Here is a 23,411-nt window from a genome sequence, read left to right on the forward strand (position 1 = left end):
TTTTATTCGTGATATATTTAGCTACTGACCTGCCCCCAGGATGAAATACAACGCTCAGTTAGTAATGTCGGATCCTTCACTCTCATCGGGTTGTACTAATCAACGGGAAGCAGGTCAATTGGACGTCAAACCCATAAATGCGGACAAACTTTGTTTTTGTCTTCCTCTGTCATCAAAATTTGCTGAGTTTAACCACAGATGCATAGCGTGATTGATTACGCCCCATTCACTGTCAATTATCGAATACCAACGGGTATCACGGCTGTGACCTTTTGAAATCTGTTGCTGACGTAACGTCCCTTCGTAGTGAAATCCCAGCCTTTCAGCTGCTTTGATGGCAGCCTCATGCAAACTGTCGCACTTCCAGGCGCATCGCCTGTATTGCAGCGTCCCTAAAACATAATCGAGCAAAAGATAAATCGCTTCCGTGCTGCACAAGGTGCGTTTCATCAAAGGTGACCAATTAATCCAGCCAATTTCTACAGCGCCGTTATCCGGGTCTATGCGCTGCAAAGCAACAAAGCCTACGGCTTTTCCGGTTGTAGCCATGATGACTGCATAAAAGAGTGGATCCTTACTTGCCGCCAATGACGCAATATAATGATCACACTGCCTGATGGTCTGGGGTCTTTTTATATGAAAATAGGTCCAGTCGCGCTCGTCATCAATGCTGTGCCATGCTTCAAAAAGGTCCTGACTATGCTTAATATCAATGGGCTCAAGCAGGCAAGATTTACCTTTGAGGATCACTTTTTGTGGTGCGGATTTTGGTTGCCAGTCGGGCAATGATTTCCCTAATCCCTGACCATAGATGTTTAATTCCGTCATTTTTATTTTACCTGTCGTCGAGATTTAAAATGGAGGTGAAGAACTCATCTCTCTTTCTGTTTTTTGCAGCGGGAAATTATAGATAATGGATGATGTGACTTGATGGAATATAGCCTTAGCCGCGGGTCTGCCGAGTAAATAACCTTGTCCAATATCGCAACCCAGATCCTTGAGTAACTCCAGTTGGTTTGCATATTCAATGCCTTCAGCAGTGACTTTCACGCCGAGCGAACCCGCAAGTGATATAATTGAACGAACAATCTTGTCCTGCTTTTCATTATCACGAAATGTGTCGATGAAACTTTTATCAATTTTAAGTTTATCGAACTGGAAATTACACAACTGTGAAAGGCTGGAATACCCGGTACCAAAATCGTCCAGCGCGATTTTTATTCCTGCGTCCCTCAGTTTTTTCAAGGTATATCTGGCGGCATTAGCATCCTGAAACAGCGCACTTTCTGTAATTTCAATCTCCAGACGATCGGCTGCAAGACCCATCTCGTCCATTATGCTGATGATGCTCGGTGCCAGCAGTTTGTTGCACAATAATATCGGCGAAATATTAAATGAAAGCGTGATTTGGGCAGGCCAGTTCAGTGTCTCAAGACATGCCAGGCGGAACAATTGTTCCGTCAGTTCGGGGATCAGCCCCATATCTTCTGCAAGAGGAATGAACAGGCTGGGTGGCGTAAATTTTCCGGGTGAAACTTCCCAACGGGCAAGCGCTTCAAAACCCACCGTTTTACTGGTTCTCAAATCGACCAATGGCTGGTAGTGAACCGTAAAAGCTTTACTTGCCAGTGCTTTCTTAAAATCGCTCCTGAACAGCGCCGTCGCGAGCAGGTTATCCTGCATCGCCGGGATGAATCCCATTACCTTTTCGCGCCCCGCTTTCTTCGCCATATGTAGCGCACAAGCTGATTGTTGAATAACCTGCCGGAGGTCGTCAGAGTCCTCAGGAAATCGCGAGAATCCCACATTAGCAGCGATGTTAAAGGTGAAACCTTCAATCGGGATTGGGCTGCAAAGACTGCTCACGATTCGCTCGCCAAGCAAAAATAAATCCGTTTTATCTTTGTTTGATTTAAAGGCCAGAAACTCATCTCCTCGTAATTTGAAAACATTATCGGGGAAAATAAAAGAAATTCGCTGGCCTACAATTTTGAATATTTCATTGCGATGTTCATAACCCAATAAGTCGTTGATGTCTTTAAAGCGGTTTATTTCAATACTAAAAGCAGCGTGGTTAGCCAGTTGTTTGTTTTCAGCGTGTCGTGAAAGAAAGGAGTCCAGGAATTTTTGATTGGGTAAGGAAGTGATAACGTCGTGGCTTGAAATCCAGTCTACGGTCTTTTCTGCCTCAATGCGTTTTTTGATTTCTTTAGACATGAAGTTGATACGCATAAGACCATAAATAAACACCACCATGCCAGTGATATTTATAGCGATAAATACCTCGTCGACATTGTATTTCTCATATTCTGAGAAAAAATAAAAGAAACTCTCACTTAGGTTGAACATGACTGAACATAAATAGGCGAACAGAAATATTAATCCTATTAACAAAAACTCTTTTTTTATATGAGTCCTAAGCGTTGACGGCATGACGAACCCTTAATAAAAGACTATTATATTTATAATGATATATATCAATGGTGTACCTCATATTTCGTCTGGCGAGCGGTATATGAGCCATCATTTATCTGATACTAAGTTATCGGCATAACCGGCCTAAAGTTTAGGGTTATTTTTGCTTAATGAGTCGCAAAAAAAACCGATGCTCAATCAGCACCGGTTTCTACAAATTAAATCAACTGAATACTTACGCCAGAATTTCGCGCACGAAGTTTTCGATTTCTTTATTTTGACCGTTTTCGAAGAAGCATTTCTGGAAACGTTCACCGCTCACGGCGGTTTTCACCAGTTCTTTATCGATAGCGCGCAGCGTGTCGAGATAATTTTCTTTCACCACGGCGGCTTTCACCTGATTCAGAATGCCCGCGTTACGAACCTGAGGTTCTTTACGGTCAGCCGGATAACCCTGGCCTTTGACGCCGGTGAAGGCTTTCTCGAAGATGAAACGCACGTTCAGCTCAGCGCCCCAGCCGAAGCCTTTAGCAAATGGCAGAGACAGCGCGTTACCGTTGTTGATCTGCGCGAACAGGAACGCGTCCGCCGGATCGATACAGTAACCGCAGTTCACGCCCGGATGGATATTCAGAGACATCAGCGCGCCCTGCCCGGTGCCGCAGCCTGCAACCACAAAATCAACCGCTTTGGAGTTAAGCAGAATACTGGCCATGATGCCCAGATGGATGTAAGTCAGGTGATGGTCCTGCTCGTCGGACATACCGACGTTATACACCGGATATTCTTTCTCTGAAGCCACGGCGTTCAGCTCTTTCAGGATGATCGCGTTTTTCGCGGCCTGACTGTTTTCCATCATCAATGCAATTTTCATGGGATTTCCTCTTTGGGCAGCGGCGTGAACCGCTGCTGTCTGTGAATGCTATTGGGTAATTTGGGTGGCGGATTAACGCGCCAGCCAGCCGCCGTCGACGGCAATGGTGTAGCCATTAATGTAGTCGGACGCCGGTGAAGCCAGGAATACGACCGGCCCCATGACGTCGGACGGTGTACCCCAGCGTCCGGCCGGAATGCGGCTCAGAATTTCTTCGCTGCGGGCTTCGTCAGCGCGCAGTTGCTGGGTGTTATTGGTCGCCATGTACCCCGGCGCGATGGCGTTCACGTTAATGCCGTGCTTCGCCCATTCGTTCGCCAGAAGACGTGTTACGCCCATCACGGCGCTTTTCGATGCGGTGTAAGAAGGTACGCGGATCCCGCCCTGATAAGACAGCATAGACGCAATATTGATAATTTTGCCGCCGGTACCCTGGGCGATGAACTGTTTCGCGACGCCCTGAGACATAAAGAACACCGATTTGATGTTCAGATTCATGACGTCGTCCCAGTTCTTTTCACTGAATTCGATGGCGTCTTCTCGACGGATAATCCCGGCGTTGTTTACCAGAATATCCAGATGCCCCATTTCCGCGACGGCGCGTTCCAGCAACGCCGGGATCACTTTCGTATCGCTGAGATCGGCCGTCAGGCTCAGAAAACGACGGCCGGTTGCGCCAATGCGTTCGATGGTTTCTGTGGGTTCAACGATGTTAATACCCACAATGTCGCAGCCTGCTTCTGCCAGACCGATCGCCATGCCCTGACCCAGACCGGTATCGCATCCGGTCACCACGGCGACTTTTCCCTTCAGTGAAAAATTATCCAGAATCATGATGTTTCCTTTTTCCATAAAACGGAGGCGAATGCGCTGTTCCGTCACGTAAGACTGAGTCGGGCAACGCCCGGCCACGAACTGATGGAAGGAAGTTTAGCGAGATTTTTCGCGCAACTCAAGAAATTGAAACATCATTTCAATTTAGATGAACTTTGGTGTCGTTTTTTGTTGAGTTGATCACGTCCTGAGCCTCTACCGGAGCTAAACACGGGATTTTTGTTTGATGAATAGGGGGGAATTTGATTTAAGTAAAGGTTGAGCAATACTCATTGACTAGGTGCTGTCTTGGCTTATCTGACTTTTTTCCGGTGGTGTTCATGATTAATCGAAGGGAATTGCTCTCGGGCATCGCCGGGGGGGTTGTTTCAGCCGGCTTAATAAAAGCGGTTGAAATAAGTCACGCTAATATTATTAGCGTGAGTAACATTATGATGCTCAGGAAAATCACTGCCCCTGAAGATCGATTATGCGTGGTGGTTCTGGGGTACCATTTTGCCGGCGATGGTGGCGCTAAATTAGTGTATTGGGATTCTGCCAGCCAAAAACCTGCCAATCAGGGTACGGTTATTTCTGCATTACAGGGTGATAAAGGACGCTGGATACAATTACATGATGGGGTCGTTGATTTTCGGCAGTTCGGTATTTTTAATGGTCAGGATCCCGCAGATCTTGCGCTGGAAGCGATGGTGAATGACCCGCTTATTCATCGTATTGAGGCGCATACTGCGCTGAATTTCTGTTCCCGGCACCGGTTTACCCGTTCTAACCTCACCCTTGATTTCGGTGGACATACGATCACTACGGCGGGTCTGGAACCGCTTACGGAGCCTAAAAATAATTATATATCCGCTATTTTTTCATTCAGGGGGGAGTTTGAGGAACAGACTACTGTGACCGTTTTGAATACTCCCCTTAATTTATTGGCAGAAATATACCCGGTCGGCAATAGCAACCAATTCCCTGTGGGGCAATGGTTTTGCCTGGAATCAGAAAAACTTTCAGGTCAATGGGAGCGAAAAATTCAGCGATTAGTACAGGTGACAGAAGTTATTGATGACAGCCATGTCAGGCTGAATTACCGATGCGGCTGGTCGCTGGATGCCGGAACTTCATTACATTGGCGTAAGGTTATTCCGGTCGAATATGTGACGATTAAAAATATGGCCTTTATTGCTGAAGGGCAACTCCCTGATACCAGTTCCCAGCCGGTGGTATTTGAATATGCGATTTACTGCGATGTATTTAATCTTCATGCACAGGGCACCTTCTGGTCTGTGATTTTCCGCCGCTGGAATACATTCTTTCGCACGGAGCAATGTTCGTTGTCTGATCCGCCGTCAGTGTCCTGGGGTGGTGCCGGGTATCTCACTCAGCAGATTTACTGTCAGTATGGCCACATTGCCAATTGCACGACATCAAACGCCCGTCATCTCAATGACCTGACGGCCAGTTCATCCTGCGTAGTGGTCAATTGTCACAGTAATGGCGACAGCACCGGAGGGTTTGTCACCCATGGTCAGTATGAGCACGATCTGCATTTTTCCGGTAACTCAGGAACGCTGACATTGGCTAATTCAGGAAAAAACTGGGGCCAGTCAGCCGCACGCATTGTAATTAATCAACATTTCTGTTCAGTATTCATTGCGGATACCAAGGTCAGTGATTTAACCCTGACAGATGTGCACATTGAAAGGGATCCTGAACAAGGCAATATCGGTATGCTGCGGCTTAATTGTGATGGTGTCACAGTTCGGGGGTGTACCGTTAACGGCGAACTGACGTTATTCCAACGTAGCAATCGTAGTACCAAGATGAATTTTTTTGAGGGATGTGGTTTTACTTTAGATTCGCGTCACGATTCAACCAACAGTCATTTAGCCGCCGATGATCCTTATATTGCTTCTCACCCTTATCCTGCTTCGCGTAATTCACTGAGCGGTCATTCTGTCATTCATTTTGTACGTTGCTGGTTCAGAGGTACGGATGCGCAAGCATCTCTTTTAATCAAAAATAAAGAGACGTATTTTAATGCCTGTCAGATTGACGATGTTTCACTGGTATTAGCCGCAGAGGATGCCCAGACATTGGTGATTAACGGGGATTCATCCCTGAAGGGCGGCAATTCATCAAGCCCCTTAATTTCGCGTGCCGGTTCACAGGCCGTCACATGGCTTTTAGGGCCGATGCGCAGTGAAGTGAGAGATTCGGAAAGAATGCATATCCATCTGACTGACGGGATTAATTATTATCAGGCAAGAAATGCAAATTTTATTCAGGGAAGGCGACAGTTTTCTACGGAAGCTTTTAATACGCCCTCTTATTTTATTGAACATGACAACATCATGATTAACGTCAAATCGGTTGTGCCAGAAAAGACAGGGCCACATATTATGGTGAGGAATACAGAACTTTGAAAGAGTGAGCTTGCTCATCCGGAGCATACATAAGGTTGATGCTATGAAAGCACTTAATTCAATATCAGCACTCATGCAACAAAAGCCGCGCAAAGGTCTGACGGTTTTCGTCGAAGGTTATTATCAGACTGGCGATGGAGGCGGTGGTCATTATTACTGGGATAACACCAGTACGTTAACAGTGAATAATGGCACCGTGGTGGCATCGGGACACACAAGTCTCGGGCGCTGGTTACTCAATCATCAGGGTGTGGCCGATTTCCGCATTTTTGGCATTATGGACAGCACCCGGCCTGCCGATGACGCGCTCGATGCGCTGGTCAATGACACCGCAATCACTCAGATTTATGCCAGTTCCGCCCTGCTCTTCCAGCGCCGTCATCGCTTCTCACGTTCGGGCATCACCCTTGATTTTCAAAACTTCACCGTCAGCACACAAGGGATCGCCGACGCGCCGGTCAACGATCCTTTTGCTGCGGTAATGTTTTTTCAGGGAAAGACTGCCGGTGCGCCCGTCACTTTCACTCTGACCGATACGCTTGTGGAGCAAACGGATATTTTCCCCGTGAGCGATTCCTCTGTGTTCCACGTGGGTGACTGGTATGCGGTGCAGGTTGCTCCGGTGAGTGGTTCGGCGGCGCGGGAGCTGCAAAAGCTGGTGCAAGTTATCGCGATCCCCGACGGTACGCACATTCAGACTGGCTATTACAACGGCTGGGCATTGCTTGCCGGGCGAGTGATTAGCTGGCAGAAAGTCGAACCTGTCGAATTCGTGAACATCAAAAACATGCAATTCACCGGTGCAGGCAGCGACCCGATTACGGGGAGTCATCCGGTGGCTTTTGAGTATGCGGTCTACGCCAACGTCGCCGGGATCCACTCGACCGGTTCGTTCTGGCCGGTCGTCATGCGCCGATGGAATACGCACTACCTCACGCAACAATGTTCTCTGACCAACCCGCCTGACGTGGCATATGGCGGAGCGGGCTATCTGACGCAGCAAATTTACTGTCTATACGGTCATGTCAGCGACTGCCACGTTTCGAGTGCGCGGCATCTGAACGATTTCACCGCATCCGCGTATTGCCTGGTGGAAAACTGTCATGCAGATGGACAAAGTGCGGAGAAAGGTCCGTTTGTTACCCACGGGCAATTCGAGCATGACCTGACCTATACCGGAAATTCGGGATTAATGACTTTCGCCAACTCAGGCGCGACCTGGGGTGGCAGCGCCAAAAGGATTAACGTCCGCAAGCACGTTTGCCCGTGGTTTGTCGCACGTTCGGGGGTGAGTGACCTGATGCTGGAAGACATGGTGGTTATTAGCAATGCAAATATTCCGCAATCAGGCATGTTGTGGGTTAATGCTGACGGTTTACAGATGACCGGATGTACGGCGGACAAAAAACTGGTGATAAGCCAGGCGTCTCAGCGTTCGGCACGCAAAAACATCATCCGTCAGTGTCAGTTCACACTCATTGACGACGCCGCCCCACTGATACAAAGCAATGTCACGTCATCCGTGACTTTCCGCGATACCATTTTTAACGCATTGAATGGTCATGCCTTTGCCAGCAAAGCGCCGCTGAGGTTTGTAAACTGTGAATTTGAGGGCGGCAGCAGTGACGCATCAGTGGCCGTCGCGTCTTCCACGCTGGATCTTCAGGGAAGCCGGATAAATAAGGTGCCTTTCATTTTGTCAGGTAACGAGCCGAAGCAAATCGACATTCATTTTTCGACTTTGATTCAAAGCTCAGTTGATTTCAGCGCATTGACGCTGCAAACCGCCGGTTCGCTGATGTTCGTTAACAACCGGTTATCTGACACGGCCATTATTGCGCAGCCTGAGACGAGCGGGAATGTTATCTGGCAGCAGAATATGACGCTAACCGCGGCGGCAAGCGTTGAAGACTAAAAAAGCAGGGATAGTGCAGACATCACTGCCCGGCGGGAGCCGGGCCAGCGGTACTTAAATCAGGGAGATGTGCGAAGTTTAGTGCATTGATCCCTGACATTCTGTTTCCATAGTCAGGCCACGGCGCCAGTCACCCGGCGTTTGTCCAAACTGACGCTTGAAGCTGCGGGTGAAGGACTGCTGCGAGTCAAAGCCCAGCGATATCGCAACGCTGACGATAGGTTCGCGGCTGCTGGCCAGCATATCTGCCGATTTCTTCAGCTTTTTTTCACGAATGAATTCGCCCATCGGCAATCCGGTGTGCTCTTTGAACATCCGTTGCAGATACCAGCGCGAATAGCCTGCGCGTTTGGCAACGGTCTTAATATCCAGTCGCTCTTCCAGGTTGTGATCGATCCAGTCAATCAGGTCGTGAATGAAATCCTCGGTTCTCATGGACTCTCTCCTATCTCTTATCAGTTTTCGCCCCCCGAGGGCGTCTTTTTCTAAACTGACTCAGTTTGCGATTAAATGCAAGTTTTACTATTGCATTTAATTCATCGTTACGGGATAGTCACGTTCCCGGAAGTAAACGTTCTGTAAAACAGCACAGAAAGTGTAACAGTATTTCTTGCACTTTAGTAGTCACCTCCTTACAATCCCCCTCGAATCAATTGTATCAAACATTGATACATAATTGTGCTGATGAACAGCACAAGTCCCAAAAAAGTCAGATCAGGCAAAGGACGTTACCCGGAGGACAGACCGGTTGTATTGCCTGACAGCACTTACTCACTGGAAATAAAAATAATGAAAAACCTGCAAAAACCGTTGGTTGTTGCACGCGACCGCCTGCGCGGTACGCCTTTGACGTTGCGTCTTTCAGGGGTTGCGCTGATGGTCGCCCTGCTTGCCGGGTGTGATAACAGCGTGGCGCAAAACGCCGCTCCGCCTGCCCCGCAGGTCAGTGCGGCTGATGTTTTGATCAAACAGATCAGCCAGTGGGATGCCTTTAATGGCCGCGTGGAAGCGGTACAAAGCGTTCAGCTTCGTCCCCGCGTGTCCGGCTATATCGACAAAGTGAATTATCAGGAAGGTCAGGAAGTGAAGAAAGGTCAGGTGCTGTTTACCATTGATGACCGCACTTACCGCGCCGCGCAGGAGCAGGCACAGGCGGAACTGGTGCGTGCGCGCAATCAGGCCAGCCTGACCCGCAGCGAATCCTCCCGTACTGAAAAACTGATCGGCACGCAGGCGGTTTCTACAGAAATTGCCGAGCAGCGTCGTTCCGCTGCTTCTCAGGCGCAGTCCGACGTACTGGCCGCGCAGGCGCAGCTGGATATGGCGCAGCTGAATCTCGATTTTACCCGCGTCACGTCGCCAATTGATGGACGAGCCAGCCGCGCGATGATAACCGTCGGTAATCTGGTTACAGCAGGCGATACCGCCAGCGTGCTGACCACGCTGGTCTCTCTCGACACGGTGTATGTGTATTTTGATGTGGATGAAGGCACTTTCCTGCGTTATCAGGCGATGGCGCGTGACGGCCAGCGCAGCGATACGCCACAGTCCCGCCTGCCGGTTCACGTCGGTCTGGTGGGTGAAAACGGTTATCCGCATCAGGGCGTGGTCGATTTCACCGATAACCAGCTGAATTCTGGCACCGGCACCATTCGTATGCGTGCCGTGCTCGATAACCGCGAACGTACCTTTACACCGGGGCTGTTTGCCCGCGTGCAGTTGCCGGGTAGTGCGCAATTCAACGCCATGCTGGTGGACGACAAAGCCGTGCTGACCGATCAGGATCGTAAGTTTGTTTACGTGGTGGATAAGGATGGCAAAGCGCAACGTCGTGATGTCGAAGTGGGCCGAATGTTCGGCGGCTTACGCATCGTTGAGAAAGGCTTAGAGGCCGGCGACCGCGTCATCATCGACGGCGTTCAGAAAGTCTTTATGCCGGGTATGCCCGTTAACGCCAAAACCGTCAGCATGGCGGCCAACAGCGTGACTCCCACACCTGCCGCCGTTCAATAAAAGAGAATCCTGACACATGGACTTTTCCCGCTTTTTCATCGACCGGCCGATCTTTGCCGCCGTTTTGTCGATTTTGATTTTAGTCACCGGGGCGATTGCCATTCCCCTGCTGCCGGTCAGCGAATACCCGAATGTGGTGCCGCCAAGCGTACAGGTTCGCGCTGAATATCCGGGTGCTAACCCGAAAGTGATTGCTGAAACCGTGGCGACGCCGCTGGAAGAAGCCATCAACGGCGTCGAAAACATGGTGTATATGAAATCCGTGGCCGGTTCCGACGGCGTGCTGGTCACCACTGTCACCTTCCGTCCGGGTACCGATCCGGACCAGGCACAGGTTCAGGTGCAAAACCGTGTGGCGCAGGCGGAAGCGAGGCTACCTGAAGATGTGCGGCGTCAGGGCGTCACTACGCAGAAACAGTCACCAACGTTAACTCTGGTGGTGCATCTGGTATCGCCGAACGGTAAATACGATTCGTTGTATTTGAGTAACTACGCCACGCTGAAAGTGAAAGACGAACTGGCGCGTTTGCCGGGTGTCGGGCAAATTCAGATCTTTGGTGCGGGCGAATATGCCATGCGCGTCTGGCTCGATCCGAACAAAGTGGCGGCGCGTGGGCTGACGGCAAGTGACGTTGTCACTGCAATGCGTGAGCAAAACGTTCAGGTCTCAGCCGGTCAGCTGGGCGCTGAGCCGATGCCTAAAGACAGCGACTATCTGTTGTCCATCAACGCACAGGGACGTCTCAAAAACGAAGAAGAGTTCGGCAATATTATCCTGAAAAGCGGTGATAATGGCGAAATCGTCCGTCTTCGCGACGTTGCGCGTATTGAAATGGGGTCAGGCAGTTATGCCCTGCGCTCGCAGCTGAATAATAAAGATGCGGTCGGCATTGGTATCTTCCAGTCGCCAGGGGCGAACGCGATTGATTTGTCAGACGCCGTGCGTGCCAAAATGACCGAACTCTCAGCCCGTTTCCCGGAAGGTATGACCTGGCGTGCACCGTATGACCCGACGGTCTTCGTGCGTGACTCGATAAGTGCCGTGGTCCATACGCTGCTGGAAGCCGTGGTGCTGGTGGTGCTGGTGGTGATTCTGTTCCTGCAAACCTGGCGTGCGTCGATCATTCCGCTGCTGGCGGTGCCGATTTCGGTTATCGGCACGTTCAGTATTCTGTATCTGCTCGGCTTTTCACTAAACACGCTCAGTCTCTTCGGGCTGGTGCTGGCGATAGGGATTGTGGTCGATGACGCCATTGTCGTGGTGGAAAACGTCGAGCGAAATATCGAGGAAGGCTTAGCGCCACGGGAGGCTGCACATCAGGCGATGCGGGAAGTGTCCGGACCGATCATTGCGATCGCACTGGTGCTGTGTGCGGTGTTTGTGCCGATGGCGTTCCTTTCCGGCGTGACCGGGCAGTTCTATAAACAGTTTGCGGTGACCATTGCGATTTCTACCGTAATTTCAGCGATCAACTCCCTGACGCTCTCCCCTGCGCTGGCGGCGTTGCTGCTGAAACCGCACGGTGCGCCGAAGGATATGCCGTCGCGTCTGATTGACCGTCTGTTCGGCTGGATTTTCCGACCGTTCAACCGCTTCTTCAGCGCCAGCTCGCATCGTTATCAGAACGCAGTCTCGAAAGCGCTCGGGCGTCGTGGCGCTGTATTTGTCGTCTACGTCCTGCTGCTGTGCGGTGCGGCGTTTATGTTCAAAGCGGTGCCGGGCGGCTTTATTCCGACGCAGGATAAGCTGTACCTGATTGCCGGTGTGAAAATGCCGGAAGGTGCTTCGCTGTCGCGCACTGATGCGGTGATCCGCAAAATCAGTGCGCTCGGTCTGAGCACCGACGGCGTGATAGACGCGGTGGCCTTCCCCGGCCTGAATGCGTTGCAGTTTACCAATACCCCAAATACCGGCACGGTGTTCTTCGCGCTGAAACCGCTGGGTGAACGTACCCGCACGGCGGCTGAAATCAACGCTGAAATCAACGCCAAGATCTCGCAGATTCAGGAAGGCTTTGCCTTCTCGATTATGCCGCCGCCGATTCTGGGCTTAGGTCAGGGGTCCGGGTATTCGCTGTATATTCAGGATCGTGCAGGGTTGGGCTACGGTGCGTTACAGACTGCGATTAACACCATGTCCGGTTCGATTATGCAGACGCCGGGGATGGGCTTCCCTATCTCCTCTTATCAGGCTAACGTGCCGCAGCTGGATGCGCACATCGACCGTGATAAGGCCAAGGCGCAGGGCGTGTCGCTGGATGATTTGTTCAGCACGTTACAGGTGTATCTCGGCTCGTCTTATATCAATGACTTCAACCGGTTCGGACGCACCTGGAAGGTAATGGCGCAGGCCGACGGCCAGTTCCGCGACAGCGTGGAGGATATCGCCAATCTGCGTACCCGTAATGACAAAGGTGAAATGGTGCCGATCGGCAGTATGCTGAATATCACCACTACCTACGGACCGGATCCGGTGATCCGCTATAACGGCTACCCGGCGGCGGATTTGATTGGTGACGCTGACCCGCGCGTGCTGTCTTCGACGCAGGCCATGACCGAGCTGACGGCGATGTCGAAAAACCTGCTGCCAAACGGCATGAATATCGAATGGACGGATCTGAGCTATCAGCAATCGACACAAGGTAACGCGGCGCTGATCGTGTTCCCGATGTCGGTCTTACTGGCGTTTCTGGTGTTGGCGGCGCTGTATGAGAGCTGGACGCTGCCGCTGGCGGTTATCCTGATTGTACCGATGACGATGCTTTCCGCGCTGTTTGGCGTATGGCTAACCGGCGGTGACAACAATGTCTTCGTGCAGGTCGGGCTGGTGGTGCTGATGGGGCTGGCTTGTAAGAACGCCATCCTGATTGTCGAGTTCGCCCGTGAACTGGAGATGCAGGGGAAAGGGATTGTGGAGTCGGCGCTTGAGGCTTGTCGCCTGCGTCTGCGCCCTATCGTGATGACGTCGATTGCGTTTATCGCCGGTACAATTCCGTTGATCCTCGGTCACGGCGCTGGCGCTGAAGTGCGCGGCGTGACAGGAATCACCGTGTTTTCCGGGATGCTGGGCGTGACGTTGTTCGGGTTGTTCCTGACTCCGGTGTTTTATGTCGCCTTGCGCAAGCTGGTGACGCGTAAACAACCTGCGCTGGAAAACCAGACCGTCTGAGTGGTGAATGACAGAAAGTAAAAAGCCGGGATATTATCCCGGCTTTTTTACATCTGAACATTGTAGAAATCTCAGGTGTGGAATCTTGAGGGCAGAAATTCTATTTAGAGCAGAGAGAATTGTCTGCGTATTCCGCAGCCAGATCTTTAGTACATTTGTACTTGCCGCCGCGTTCGAACTCGGCCAGCGCATCGGCCACGGTATGACGGCCCAGTACCTGCAATGACGCCTCTTCGGCCTCATTCACAATATTTTTGAAATAAGTACAGGCATTGGCGCTAACGACGCAGCGGGCTGGGACATCAGGACGCGCGGCCCACAGGCGTTTGTCTTCAATCACGGCGCAGTAAATATCGCGCAGCGTGATGTCTTCAGCGGGGCGGCCAAGATGAATTGAGCCGGTACGGCCAAGCGTGGAAACGATGATGCCATGCTGAGTCAGCGGCACCATCAGTTTGCGGATGAAGCTGGAGTTGGCTTCCAGACCCGTAGCTAAGATCGCACTGGTGCAGCGCTGTTCAGCCTTTTGGGACTGAGCGATACAAAACACCATCTGCATGGCTGTCGGAAAGCGATAATCTAACATGTCATTGTCCTGAGAAACCAAGTCTTAGGTTAAGCACCGTATCACAGAGGAATAACCCTGTACGTGAGCTGGTCAATAATATAACAAAGACTGTTGCATTATTGAAGGAGGTCACGAGCCTAACGCACATAAAGTCACGATTTGGGCACAAAAAAACCCATCCGAAGATGGGTTTTCATTGCGCTAATACTCAGACTTTTGGTCAGAAGAATCAGAACTGATATACCAGACCTACTGCTACGATATCATCGGTAGAGATACCGTTGTTTTCGTAGAAATTATCGTCGCTATCCAGCAGGTTGATTTTGTAATCAACGTAGGTGGACATATTTTTGTTGAAGTAATAGCTGGTACCAACAGAAACGTATTTAACCAGATCTTTGTCATTATTATCGGAAGAGTTGCTACCATCAGCGGTCAGGTCTTTGCCTTTAGATTGCAGGTAAGACACTTCCGGACGCAGACCAAAATCGAATTGATATTGTGCAGTAACTTCGAAGTTCTGAGTTTTATTTGCAACACCGTTATCACCGTAAAGTGTCATATTGCGCGTTTCAGAATACATGGTCGCCAGATAAACGCCTTCTGAATCGAATTTAGCGCCTACAGTCCAGACGTCGGCTTTATCGCCACCTGCAAAGTTTTCGCCCGCTGCGTTTGTCTGATCGTTTGTACGGTCAGAAGATGCATAAGCTGCACCTGCGCTGATACCCATGCCGAAATCATAAGTGGTAGACAGTGCATAACCGTCGCCATTCTGATGACGAACATCGCGGCCATTATTTGTGCCTTCATTATTATTGTCACCATCATTAGCACCCTGGTATTGGAGTGCAAAGTTCAGGCCTTTTACTTCGCCGAAGAAGTCAGTGTTACGATAAGTTGCAACACCGTTCGTACGGCCCACCATGAAGTTGTCAGCGGTGGTATAAGTATCGCCACCGAACTCTGGCAGCATATCGGTCCAGGCTTCAACGTCGTACACTACGCCGTAGTTACGACCATAATCGAATGAACCGTACTCGCCGAATTTCAGACCTGCGAAGCCCAGACGCGTGGCGTTGCCTGAAGTGCCGTTACCTTCAGTATTGTTGGCCTGAATATTGTATTCCCACTGGCCGTAACCGGTCAGTTGGTCAGTAATTTGAGTTTCACCTTTAAAGCCGACACGAACATAAGTCTGGTCGCCGTCTTTACCTGTGTCATCAGAGAAATAGTGCAGGCCATCTACTTTACCGTACAGGTCAAGTTTGTTGCCGTCTTTGTTATAAATCTCTGCAGAGTGTGCCGCGCCTGCAACTAATAATGCTGGAACAATAAGAGCCAATGCTTTTAATTTCATGACGTCATTCCTTTATCATTTAATTGAATACTTAAATTTATTATATGTACTTTATTTATGAGTCAGTGCTCGCAGTAATACTACCCAACTAGTTCTGTTCTTATGTAGAAAAATATCACGTTTATTTTTATTATTTATTGCTAATTATTTCAATGAGCTATATCTATATTTTCGATGAATGTATATAAATACAAGTATATAAAAACTGTATTTATATATTGCTTTTATCTTGTGGTAATTTAATTGTCGAATTGTGGCATCATCACTGCAGTTCATTTTTCAACCTTCCTTGGTTTTATTATTTCTCATTACAGGTCGCGATCCCCCTGTCTTCGACCTGACAGATTGCCCCGCCTGACTGCGGGGCTTTTTTTTGCATAAAAAAACCCATAACCGGCGAAAGTTATGGGCTCAACAAATGAGAGAGAACTAAGAAATACGACGAGGTCAGAGAGAACGGTTTAACCATCCACAACAAATAAATGTCCACAACAACCTTCATACCGGAAGCTGAAACTGCGTTAACCGCAACGTCAACACCCGTTATTCAGGGTACAACGGCTACTCTCAGGAGAAGAGTTTGCTAAACGCACAGTTCATTCCAGTAACTGATGCGCATTAAACGGGTGTAGCGATCAGGAGCGGCGAAACCACGCGGGATCACTGTTCCCCACATCAATGCCGTAGAGACAGCCCGTGGCCAGAAAGCTTTCCAGCAGACGCGTGGTATCCTGCGTTTTATCTTCAGTGTGCGCGCTCACCTTGCGGCGAGTCAGACGTTGCCAGAACGAGCGAGGCTCAGTAGCAGATACATTCATACGGCCCTCCGGTTAATCACTGTCAGTGCGTTCGACGATCAGCGCAGAAGTTTTCATCTGCTGCTGGAGTGAGCTCAGTTAACCGTTTCTGCGGCACGAATTGAACCAACCATTTTTGCTTTGCAAAGCGATAAATCGACTAAGCCTCGCCTGACCAGATCCCCTGGCAAAATAACTTTGCGCACGCCACGCTGTTTTGATGTCGTGAAGCCGGATCGCCTGCGGTCTGCGCCAGCTTTGCCAGCATGCCGGTGAAACACTGTCCGAGCAGGTCTGCGGAAATATCATCTCGGAACAAGCCATTCTGCTGGCTGTAGGCCAGATTTTCCGCAATCAGTTGCGACAACAACGTTTGGGTTTCACTGCCGTGCGGCGCCTGGAGGAACGCCCGCTGCGTTAGCATTTCGTCTTCGGCAAGGAAATTCAGCAGCTTGCGAAAACTTAGCGCCATGCGATCCAGCACCTGATTTTCGGCCACCTGCGGAGATATTTGTAATGAACGCGTCAGCGCAGTAAGCCGCTCGCGAAATAAAATGAGGCTGTCATCGACCATTGTGTTGCCCTTTTTAGCGTAATCCATCCCCTATTCTACCCGAGTTAACTGCCGCCACGCTTTCAATCTGTACCTCCCTACTTATTCGAACCGATACAGTTAATGACCGTGGCTAACAATTGCACATGCGGGCTCAGGGGCGTAAACCAGTAAGCAGCTCACGTAAATGTACCGGGATGGTATTCCCGTGCGTTGCGCGCAGCACCTGAAGAAGATACCGAATACATAGAGGATGGTTGTATGTCTAAAAATGGAAAAGTGGCTTTAGTGACAGGTGGCGGTCAGGGGATTGGCCGCGCGATTGCACTGCGTCTTGCCAAAGACGGTTTTGCTGTGGCGGTTGTGGATTTTAATCATGAAACGGCGAAGAACGTCGCTGAAGAGATTAATCATGCCGGTGGCCGCGCCATTGCGCAGCTTGCTGACGTATCCAACCGTGATCAGGTTTTTGCTGCGGTAGAAGCGGCAACTAAACAGCTGGGCGGTTTTGACGTGATAGTCAATAACGCCGGCATCGCGCCAACGACGCTGATTGAAGACATCACGCCTGAGATTGTCGATAAAGTGTATAACATCAACGTCAAAGGTGTGATCTGGGGCATTCAGGCCGCGATCAAAGCATTTAAATCGCAGGGTCACGGCGGGAAAATTATTAATGCCTGTTCTCAGGCCGGGCACGTAGGTAATCCGGAACTGGCGATTTACAGCTCGAGTAAATTTGCCGTTCGCGGCCTGACTCAAACTGCAGCTCGCGATTTAGCGCCGCTCGGGATCACCGTGAATGCATACTGTCCGGGGATTGTGAAAACGCCGATGTGGGAAGAGATTGACCGTCAGGTGTCTGCCGCTGCCGGTCAACCGGTGGGTTACGGTACGCAGGAATTTGCCAAAAATATCACCCTGAAACGCCTCTCCGAACCGGAAGATGTCGCTGGCTGCGTGTCTTATCTCGCGGGCCCGGATTCAGATTATATGACCGGGCAGTCATTGCTGATCGACGGTGGTATGGTATTTAATTAATTAACAAGGAAAGTGATTTGACTGACGGCAGCACCGGATAAGGTGTTGCCGTTTGCGTTTAAAGAGGCAGAACGTCAGGCGGTGATATGAATGATTTTCTGTGTCATGCGCAAGGCGGAATCAAACGGTTCGGTCGTCCGTACGATTTTGACCATCACGCTGGCACCTACCCAAAGCTGATACAGACTTTCAGCGACTCTGGCTGGCTCATCGTCGAGAGTCAGTGATCCTTCGGCGATACCCTTTTCTAAAGCCTCTGCCAGTCGACCAATAATTCCCGCGGTGCCGGATTTTAACGTTAAGCGCATGCTGTCCGAAAGATCCGCAACTTCCGCACCCAGTTTCACGGCCAGGCATTTTCCCTGACAATCAGAGAATGACTGAGATTCGCGCCATACTTGCCAATATTTCATCAGTCGCTGCGCCATATTCAAGCCAGGCAGATGGAGCGTGCTGTCGAGTTCAGCCAGATAATCCTCAAAATAGCGCGCCAGAATATCTGCCCCAAAGGCTTCCTTCGAACCGAAGTAATGATAAAAAGATCCCTTAGGCACACCCGCGTCCTTAAGGATTTCATTCAGTCCAACCGCCGAGAAACCTTTGGCAGCCATGATGCGCTGGCCGGTAGCCAAAATGTGGTCGCGGACGTCGTTGCTATGGAGATGCGTTGCAGTAGCCATTGAGTTGATTCACCTGATACAAGACCAGTCGTATAGTAACGAATTCGTGAAACCCTTTCATGTAAAGAATGCAAAGCCGCGGTGACCGAAAGAAAAAAGTCACCGCGAGGGTTGATGGCGTGATTAAGCGAGCTGCCTGATCAGTTGTTCCGCCGTCGCCGCCGAAGAGGTCGGGTTTTGGCCGGTGATCAGCAACCCGTCGGTGACCACATAAGAACTCCAGTCTGCCCCTTTGGAATAAATTCCGCCTTTAGCAATAAGCTCATCTTCGACCAGGAAAGGCACGACGTTAGTCAGACCCACCGCTTCTTCTTCAGTGTTGGTGAAACCGGTGACTTTTTTGCCTTCTACCAGCGGTTTCCCTTCTGGCGTTTTCACATGGCGCAACACGCCCGGTGCATGACAAACCAGCGCTACGTGTTTGTTTGCCGCCAGGAAGGCTTCAATCAGCGCGATTGAATCCTTATCTTCAGCCAGATCCCACAGAGGGCCATGACCGCCAGGATAGAACACGGCGTCGAAGTCGGACTGAGAAATGCTGTCGAGGCGAACCGTTGCGGCAAGTTGGGCCATTGCGTCGGGATCGGCTTCGAAACGGTGCGTCTGCTCGGTCTGGAAATCAGGCTCATTACTTTTTGGATCCAACGGCGGGTTGCCGCCTTTCGGGGAGGCCAGCGTGATGTGTGCTCCGGCATCTTTAAACGCGTAAAACGGTGCAGCCAGTTCTTCCAGCCAGAAACCGGTTTTACGGCCAGTGGTGCCCAGTTGATCGTGTGAGGTCAGAACCATAAGAATTTTCATTTTACATCTCCGCGTGATGAACAGTTATTTTGAATTAGACCGGTCGTCTAATTGCACATCAAAAAAAAGATAAATTTTTTGCTTATGCGATGGGCTGCAAGCGGCATGTCGTTAAGTTAACAATGATTAGACCGGTCGTCTAGTGGTTTTTTAAAATAAATTGATTTTCTTTATAGCGGGGATCCTTTCCCGCTGATGCCAGCAGTAAGAACCGGTGTGTACAGCCCCTGCTGTTCACACCCTGCCCGGTTTTGATGGCGTCGCATTACGACGCCAGCGGGATGTAGTATTCGCAGGTGACGCCGTTCAGTGCAGATTCACGAGAATACTTCTCAAGGTCCGGCTGCATGATAAATTCCAAACCCAGCGTCGGCAGGAATACCGAATACATGTAGAGAATGAAATCGTTCAGGCGGCTGAGATCATACGGATAATTGATTTTCAGATAGCGGCTGGCGGGCACAAAGATGTCGTGACTGTCGCTGATATTGACCTGATGCGCGACCGTGTAATCCATCTGCAAGGCATTTGCCACTTCATCGTTAGTATCCGGACGACAGTCAGACAGCCCCCACACCGGCGCGAGAAGTGATTCCGGTGTGGTCAGATAACGCAGCAGTTCGGCACGGTGAACGTGATTTTTGCTGTTAAACAGCGCTTCAATCGGGTACGTGTGCGTTGTTGTCTGACCTTCAAATGCCATCTCCGGCAATTCAACAATTTCAAATTCCGGCTGCGGGAACTCATCGACCGTTAACGGCGCCGTGATGCCGTTCATTGTCCATGACGCATTACGACGGTACATCCCCGGCGTTTCGGCAAAGTTCTTCTTGAATGAACGCGTAAACGTCTGCTGCGAATCATAGGAATAATACAGTGAGATATCGAGGATCGGCATATTCGTCAGGCGCAACGCGATCGCGGCCATGGTCAGACGGCGGTCCCGGATGTATTTTCCCAGCGCATGACCCGTTTTGCTTTTAAATAATCGCTGAAGATACCACGGGGAATAGCCGGTTTTCTTTGAGGCTTTTTCCATGGTCAGACGATCACTTAAATTGACTTCGATCCAATAGAGTAATTCTTTGATCAAGTCGTCATGAAAATCTGGTTTCTGTTCGCTCTGCAAGATGAACTCCTGGTGCTGCTTTAATGTCACGCGTTCAGTGCGCGACAGATTTTGAAAACACGTTCACAACGATGACGCCGGCGATAATCAGCCCCAGGCCAACTACGGCAGGCGTATCGAGCTTTTGCCCGTAACCAAACCAGCCGATTGCCGAAACAAGGACGATCCCAACGCCCGACCAGATCGCATAAGCGATGCCTGTCGGCAGCGTTTTTAACGTCAGGGACAGTAAAAAGATGGCGATGGCGTACCCCAGCAGCGTGACGACACTTGGCCATAAACGGGTGAACCCTTCAGAACTTTTCAGGCTGCTGGTGGCGATGACTTCAGCCACGATGGCCAGTCCGAGAATTAGGTAGGTTTTAAACATTTACAGTTTCCTTGGGGTAAAGCTCGTTTTGTATCGCGCGTTTGAGATTGTATTCGGCGCAACTGACCGTGAGATTAAGTGTGTCAAGCCGCGACATGGCGTCCATGCTGCTGCTCAGTCCAATGAGCCGCCATGAAATATGTTCAGGCGCTTCCCCGGCGATAAACTCACCGTTCGAACGCCCGTCCTCAATGGCGTCAGAAACCAGCGCATGCCAGTCAGACACCGACAGCGCGAACGCGGTTTTCATCAGCGGTTCCTGTTCGGTCAGTAACATGGCCTCATGCCAGAGCGGAATGGCCATCATCGATTGTTCATCTTGCGGGTCGATCAGTAGTAGGTTCAGGCGTTCCCGTGCGGTTAGCTGCAGGCTTTTCTGCAGAAGCTGAGCTTTGAGGGTTTTCATCACCTGCGCATAAGCCTGTGCGCGCAATTCGGCGGCACTGGAAAAGTGATGATGAACCTGTCCCGTTGCGACGCCTGCTTCCTGAGCCACGCGGCGAACTGTCGTGGCAGCTAACCCTTCGCGGCGGGCGATGTGCGCCGCGGCTTCCAGCAATGAAGCTCGGCGATCTTTTTTACACAGATAGGCCAAAGAAAAACCCGATATGAAGAACTCACAGCGGACGATAATGCCAAGAGTTGAACGGATGTTCAAGTTTTTTGAGAACGTTCGTTCACCTATGAATTTATACAGGTAAACAGAGGGAATGTAGTTGCAATTTAAGCTAAAAAAGTACCCGTCATAACCGACGGGTACCTTGAGAAGTAAAATAAATTATTGCGTTACGCATTCGAAACTGCTCGCCACGCGGGTATCACCCTGCCCTTTGTACTTCGGGAACAAAGGATAATCGCACAGCGGCATTTCGCGCCCGGCGGTGGCTTTATTGGTGTCGATCATGACTTGCTGGCCAGGGTCGATGCCGTGATCTACCCACTTATCCAGCGTCCCGAGCGAATCCCAGCTAAGACGGAATGGCCCGCTGTAGTGCGTAAATCCCGGAGCAAGATAAAACCGCGCAAACTGGCGCAGCGTTTTTTCACCAAACTGTGTCTTAAGTCTGTCGTAATACGCGACGGTATTTCCCGGCGGCACGGCCATGTCAGCAGTGCCGTGCATCATGAGCAGTTTGCCGCCATGCTGCACAAAAGCGCGAATATCAGCATCGTTGTTATCAACCTGAGAAGCCAGTTCCTGCAAGCGCGCCTGGTGCGTGGCCGGGTCGAAGGTCAGGGAATCGAAGTCCGGCGACCGCATCACTTCATAACGTACCGCCTGATCGCCCATCATGTACGGAAACGAGATGATCAGATTGGAGGCTTCCGGATTGGGTTTATCCGCCCCGGAACCAAACACGCTGACTATCGAGGCAGCGTCTGCGCCCTGTAAAATCGGCCAGGGCGCGAAGCGGTCGCCTGTCGGCAGAGTGACGCCCAACGACACCGGTTTGCTGAGCATCTTTACCAGCGACATTTGCTTATCTGAAAGGCACCCTGCGCCGTCATCTTTCCCGTCCTTGCAACGCAAATGGGCCAGTGTAAAGGTCGCGTCGCAGGCTTTGACGTTCGCCACGATGCCATCGCTCAGGCCGTCAAGTTTGTCGCATGCGCCCATCACAGCGTTGGCGATAAGTGCAGATTTCGCCGGAGAAATCCACGCGCCGGGCGTGTTGTAAACTGCCTGGCCGATGCGGATCCCTGCCATATGTAACTCGACGACGTTGTAGACCGGGTGGATGGCAATTGCGCCATCGTAGTCCAGCGGAAAGCGTTGAATGGCGGCGAGCGCCTCGTGGCCGCCCTGCGAGTTACCCTGAAAATACATGCGTGAAGGCTTGCGGCCGTAAGCTTGCTGAATCAGCGCAATCGCAACGTCATGGGTTTTCTTGATCTGCGCACCGGCGAAGTTTTCCCAGGCTTCATCATTGAGGGTAAAGGACGCATCGGAGACGCCACCCTGATGGCCGGAGTCGCTGCCAAAGGTGGCGTAACCCTGCTTCAGTGCGCCGGGCGTTGCTGCGGGAGCCAGCCGTGCGGTGTCAGCGCCTTTAATCGCGCCGTCAAAACCGCTCCCGCCGAGCTGCAACGCTTTACCATTCCAGAGGAGCGGCAAATACAGCTGAAACTCAATATTGGGGGCTTTCAGATTGACCGGTTTGATCTGACCTTCCAGCTTACAGTGCGGTTCGTTGGGCTGACCGGCCATCGCCACGGCAGTTATCACCGCGCCGCGCGTCGGTAATCCAATGCTGGCGGCATCAACGTGCGCAGTTTTTAGACCGACGCACTGCGCCTGGGTGAATGCTTTTGGGGGAGCGGCGGTGGCGGCACTACACATCAGCAGTAAGAAGCAGGTCAAAAGAGGAGATTTCATCAGACAGCGTTCATTTCATCGAAGTTAATGCGGCAGTTTGTCACTAAACGTGGTGTGAAAAAAGCCCTGTATCTCTACAGGGCTTCGCGGTGTTGAAT

General features: G+C 50.8%; 20 protein-coding genes. 5 read left to right on the forward strand and 15 right to left on the reverse strand.

Annotated elements, in window-relative coordinates; genetic code table 11:
* Positions 1 to 114: 114 nt before the first annotated feature.
* The 4 genes from I2123_RS22710 to kduD form a co-directional block, all read right to left on the reverse strand.
* On the reverse strand, positions 115 to 828 hold the full coding sequence (locus I2123_RS22710; RefSeq protein ID WP_213052855.1) for a GNAT family N-acetyltransferase: 714 nt from the start codon (positions 826 to 828) through the stop codon (positions 115 to 117).
* A gap of 24 nt (positions 829 to 852) precedes the next feature.
* Positions 853 to 2,433 carry a putative bifunctional diguanylate cyclase/phosphodiesterase gene (locus I2123_RS22715; protein WP_244879951.1) on the reverse strand — a complete coding sequence of 527 codons (1,581 nt, stop codon included), beginning with the start codon at positions 2,431 to 2,433 and terminating at the stop codon, positions 853 to 855.
* Between the two features lie 217 nt (positions 2,434 to 2,650).
* Complete coding sequence (locus I2123_RS22720) at positions 2,651 to 3,289, reverse strand: RpiB/LacA/LacB family sugar-phosphate isomerase (protein WP_056773844.1); 639 nt, start codon at positions 3,287 to 3,289, stop codon at positions 2,651 to 2,653.
* Between the two features lie 72 nt (positions 3,290 to 3,361).
* Positions 3,362 to 4,123 carry a 2-dehydro-3-deoxy-D-gluconate 5-dehydrogenase KduD gene (gene kduD / locus I2123_RS22725; RefSeq protein ID WP_213052856.1) on the reverse strand — a complete coding sequence of 254 codons (762 nt, stop codon included), beginning with the start codon at positions 4,121 to 4,123 and terminating at the stop codon, positions 3,362 to 3,364.
* A 320-nt stretch (positions 4,124 to 4,443) separates the two neighbouring features.
* On the opposite strand from kduD, the gene I2123_RS22730 reads away from it, so the two are divergent.
* Positions 4,444 to 6,540 (forward strand): hypothetical protein, encoded by a 2,097-nt coding sequence (locus I2123_RS22730; protein WP_213052857.1) that lies wholly within the window; start codon positions 4,444 to 4,446, stop codon positions 6,538 to 6,540.
* Positions 6,541 to 6,583: 43 nt separating this feature from the next.
* A complete protein-coding gene (locus tag I2123_RS22735) occupies positions 6,584 to 8,455 on the forward strand; it encodes a hypothetical protein (protein WP_213052858.1) in 1,872 nt (623 codons plus the stop codon).
* 78 nt (positions 8,456 to 8,533) lie between these two features.
* Here I2123_RS22735 and I2123_RS22740 read toward each other — a convergent pair whose 3' ends face one another.
* Complete coding sequence (locus I2123_RS22740) at positions 8,534 to 8,890, reverse strand: helix-turn-helix domain-containing protein (protein ID WP_112164069.1); 357 nt, start codon at positions 8,888 to 8,890, stop codon at positions 8,534 to 8,536.
* Positions 8,891 to 9,331: 441 nt separating this feature from the next.
* Here I2123_RS22740 and I2123_RS22745 point away from each other — a divergent pair, with 441 nt between their 5' ends.
* Together I2123_RS22745 and oqxB are read left to right on the forward strand one after the other, a co-directional pair.
* Positions 9,332 to 10,468, forward strand: a complete 1,137-nt coding sequence (locus tag I2123_RS22745) for an efflux RND transporter periplasmic adaptor subunit (protein WP_244879959.1) — start codon at positions 9,332 to 9,334, stop codon at positions 10,466 to 10,468.
* Between the two features lie 16 nt (positions 10,469 to 10,484).
* On the forward strand, positions 10,485 to 13,637 hold the full coding sequence (oqxB, locus tag I2123_RS22750; protein ID WP_112164068.1) for a multidrug efflux RND transporter permease subunit OqxB: 3,153 nt from the start codon (positions 10,485 to 10,487) through the stop codon (positions 13,635 to 13,637).
* 100 nt (positions 13,638 to 13,737) lie between these two features.
* Here oqxB and I2123_RS22755 read toward each other — a convergent pair whose 3' ends face one another.
* From I2123_RS22755 to I2123_RS22770, 4 genes are all read right to left on the reverse strand, one after another.
* Positions 13,738 to 14,223, reverse strand: coding sequence for an RrF2 family transcriptional regulator (locus I2123_RS22755; RefSeq protein WP_112164067.1), 486 nt, complete (start codon positions 14,221 to 14,223; stop codon positions 13,738 to 13,740).
* A gap of 211 nt (positions 14,224 to 14,434) precedes the next feature.
* Positions 14,435 to 15,565, reverse strand: a complete 1,131-nt coding sequence (gene ompC, locus I2123_RS22760) for a porin OmpC (protein WP_213052859.1) — start codon at positions 15,563 to 15,565, stop codon at positions 14,435 to 14,437.
* A 635-nt stretch (positions 15,566 to 16,200) separates the two neighbouring features.
* On the reverse strand, positions 16,201 to 16,383 hold the full coding sequence (locus tag I2123_RS22765) for a hypothetical protein (protein WP_112164065.1): 183 nt from the start codon (positions 16,381 to 16,383) through the stop codon (positions 16,201 to 16,203).
* 139 nt (positions 16,384 to 16,522) lie between these two features.
* Positions 16,523 to 16,963 (reverse strand): hypothetical protein, encoded by a 441-nt coding sequence (locus I2123_RS22770; protein WP_244879952.1) that lies wholly within the window; start codon positions 16,961 to 16,963, stop codon positions 16,523 to 16,525.
* Positions 16,964 to 17,176: 213 nt separating this feature from the next.
* Between I2123_RS22770 and I2123_RS22775 the strand changes: the two genes are divergently transcribed.
* The gene (locus tag I2123_RS22775; protein ID WP_112164063.1) at positions 17,177 to 17,956 is read left to right on the forward strand and encodes a (S)-acetoin forming diacetyl reductase; all 780 of its coding nucleotides are present in this window, start codon (positions 17,177 to 17,179) and stop codon (positions 17,954 to 17,956) included.
* 74 nt (positions 17,957 to 18,030) lie between these two features.
* On the opposite strand, the gene I2123_RS22780 is transcribed toward I2123_RS22775, so the two are convergent.
* The 6 genes from I2123_RS22780 to I2123_RS22805 all read right to left on the reverse strand — a co-directional run bounded on the left by I2123_RS22780 (position 18,031) and on the right by I2123_RS22805 (position 23,313).
* Positions 18,031 to 18,636: a TetR/AcrR family transcriptional regulator gene (locus I2123_RS22780; RefSeq protein ID WP_213052860.1), complete on the reverse strand. Its 606-nt coding sequence runs from the start codon at positions 18,634 to 18,636 to the stop codon at positions 18,031 to 18,033.
* Between the two features lie 123 nt (positions 18,637 to 18,759).
* Positions 18,760 to 19,437, reverse strand: a complete 678-nt coding sequence (locus I2123_RS22785; protein ID WP_213052861.1) for a type 1 glutamine amidotransferase domain-containing protein — start codon at positions 19,435 to 19,437, stop codon at positions 18,760 to 18,762.
* Between the two features lie 265 nt (positions 19,438 to 19,702).
* Positions 19,703 to 20,566, reverse strand: a complete 864-nt coding sequence (locus I2123_RS22790; RefSeq protein ID WP_112164060.1) for a helix-turn-helix domain-containing protein — start codon at positions 20,564 to 20,566, stop codon at positions 19,703 to 19,705.
* A 34-nt stretch (positions 20,567 to 20,600) separates the two neighbouring features.
* A complete protein-coding gene (locus I2123_RS22795) occupies positions 20,601 to 20,936 on the reverse strand; it encodes an SMR family transporter (protein ID WP_112164059.1) in 336 nt (111 codons plus the stop codon).
* A complete protein-coding gene (locus I2123_RS22800; protein WP_244879953.1) occupies positions 20,929 to 21,594 on the reverse strand; it encodes a TetR family transcriptional regulator in 666 nt (221 codons plus the stop codon). Before I2123_RS22800 ends, I2123_RS22795 begins: the two co-directional genes overlap by 8 nt.
* Before the next feature lie 120 nt (positions 21,595 to 21,714).
* Positions 21,715 to 23,313: a tannase/feruloyl esterase family alpha/beta hydrolase gene (locus I2123_RS22805; RefSeq protein WP_213052862.1), complete on the reverse strand. Its 1,599-nt coding sequence runs from the start codon at positions 23,311 to 23,313 to the stop codon at positions 21,715 to 21,717.
* Between the last annotated feature and the right edge of the window lie 98 nt (positions 23,314 to 23,411).

Origin of the sequence: Rahnella inusitata, from assembly GCF_018288855.1 — a bacterium.
Taxonomy (GTDB): domain Bacteria; phylum Pseudomonadota; class Gammaproteobacteria; order Enterobacterales; family Enterobacteriaceae; genus Rahnella; species Rahnella inusitata.

What these genes read in the sequence shown, in the direction of transcription:
- I2123_RS22715 (WP_244879951.1), bottom strand. Translation starts at nt 2,433, where the DNA reads ATGCCGTCAACGCTTAGGACTCATATAAAAAAAGAGTTTTTGTTAATA.
- I2123_RS22795 (WP_112164059.1), bottom strand. Translation starts at nt 20,936, where the DNA reads ATGTTTAAAACCTACCTAATTCTCGGACTGGCCATCGTGGCTGAAGTC.
- I2123_RS22805 (WP_213052862.1), bottom strand. Translation starts at nt 23,313, where the DNA reads ATGAAATCTCCTCTTTTGACCTGCTTCTTACTGCTGATGTGTAGTGCC.
- I2123_RS22740 (WP_112164069.1), bottom strand. Translation starts at nt 8,890, where the DNA reads ATGAGAACCGAGGATTTCATTCACGACCTGATTGACTGGATCGATCAC.
- ompC (WP_213052859.1), bottom strand. Translation starts at nt 15,565, where the DNA reads ATGAAATTAAAAGCATTGGCTCTTATTGTTCCAGCATTATTAGTTGCA.
- I2123_RS22720 (WP_056773844.1), bottom strand. Translation starts at nt 3,289, where the DNA reads ATGAAAATTGCATTGATGATGGAAAACAGTCAGGCCGCGAAAAACGCG.
- I2123_RS22735 (WP_213052858.1), top strand. Translation starts at nt 6,584, where the DNA reads ATGAAAGCACTTAATTCAATATCAGCACTCATGCAACAAAAGCCGCGC.
- I2123_RS22785 (WP_213052861.1), bottom strand. Translation starts at nt 19,437, where the DNA reads ATGAAAATTCTTATGGTTCTGACCTCACACGATCAACTGGGCACCACT.
- oqxB (WP_112164068.1), top strand. Translation starts at nt 10,485, where the DNA reads ATGGACTTTTCCCGCTTTTTCATCGACCGGCCGATCTTTGCCGCCGTT.
- I2123_RS22775 (WP_112164063.1), top strand. Translation starts at nt 17,177, where the DNA reads ATGTCTAAAAATGGAAAAGTGGCTTTAGTGACAGGTGGCGGTCAGGGG.
- I2123_RS22745 (WP_244879959.1), top strand. Translation starts at nt 9,332, where the DNA reads ATGGTCGCCCTGCTTGCCGGGTGTGATAACAGCGTGGCGCAAAACGCC.
- I2123_RS22765 (WP_112164065.1), bottom strand. Translation starts at nt 16,383, where the DNA reads ATGAATGTATCTGCTACTGAGCCTCGCTCGTTCTGGCAACGTCTGACT.
- I2123_RS22730 (WP_213052857.1), top strand. Translation starts at nt 4,444, where the DNA reads ATGATTAATCGAAGGGAATTGCTCTCGGGCATCGCCGGGGGGGTTGTT.
- I2123_RS22780 (WP_213052860.1), bottom strand. Translation starts at nt 18,636, where the DNA reads ATGGCTACTGCAACGCATCTCCATAGCAACGACGTCCGCGACCACATT.
- I2123_RS22770 (WP_244879952.1), bottom strand. Translation starts at nt 16,963, where the DNA reads ATGGATTACGCTAAAAAGGGCAACACAATGGTCGATGACAGCCTCATT.
- I2123_RS22710 (WP_213052855.1), bottom strand. Translation starts at nt 828, where the DNA reads ATGACGGAATTAAACATCTATGGTCAGGGATTAGGGAAATCATTGCCC.
- I2123_RS22755 (WP_112164067.1), bottom strand. Translation starts at nt 14,223, where the DNA reads ATGTTAGATTATCGCTTTCCGACAGCCATGCAGATGGTGTTTTGTATC.
- kduD (WP_213052856.1), bottom strand. Translation starts at nt 4,123, where the DNA reads ATGATTCTGGATAATTTTTCACTGAAGGGAAAAGTCGCCGTGGTGACC.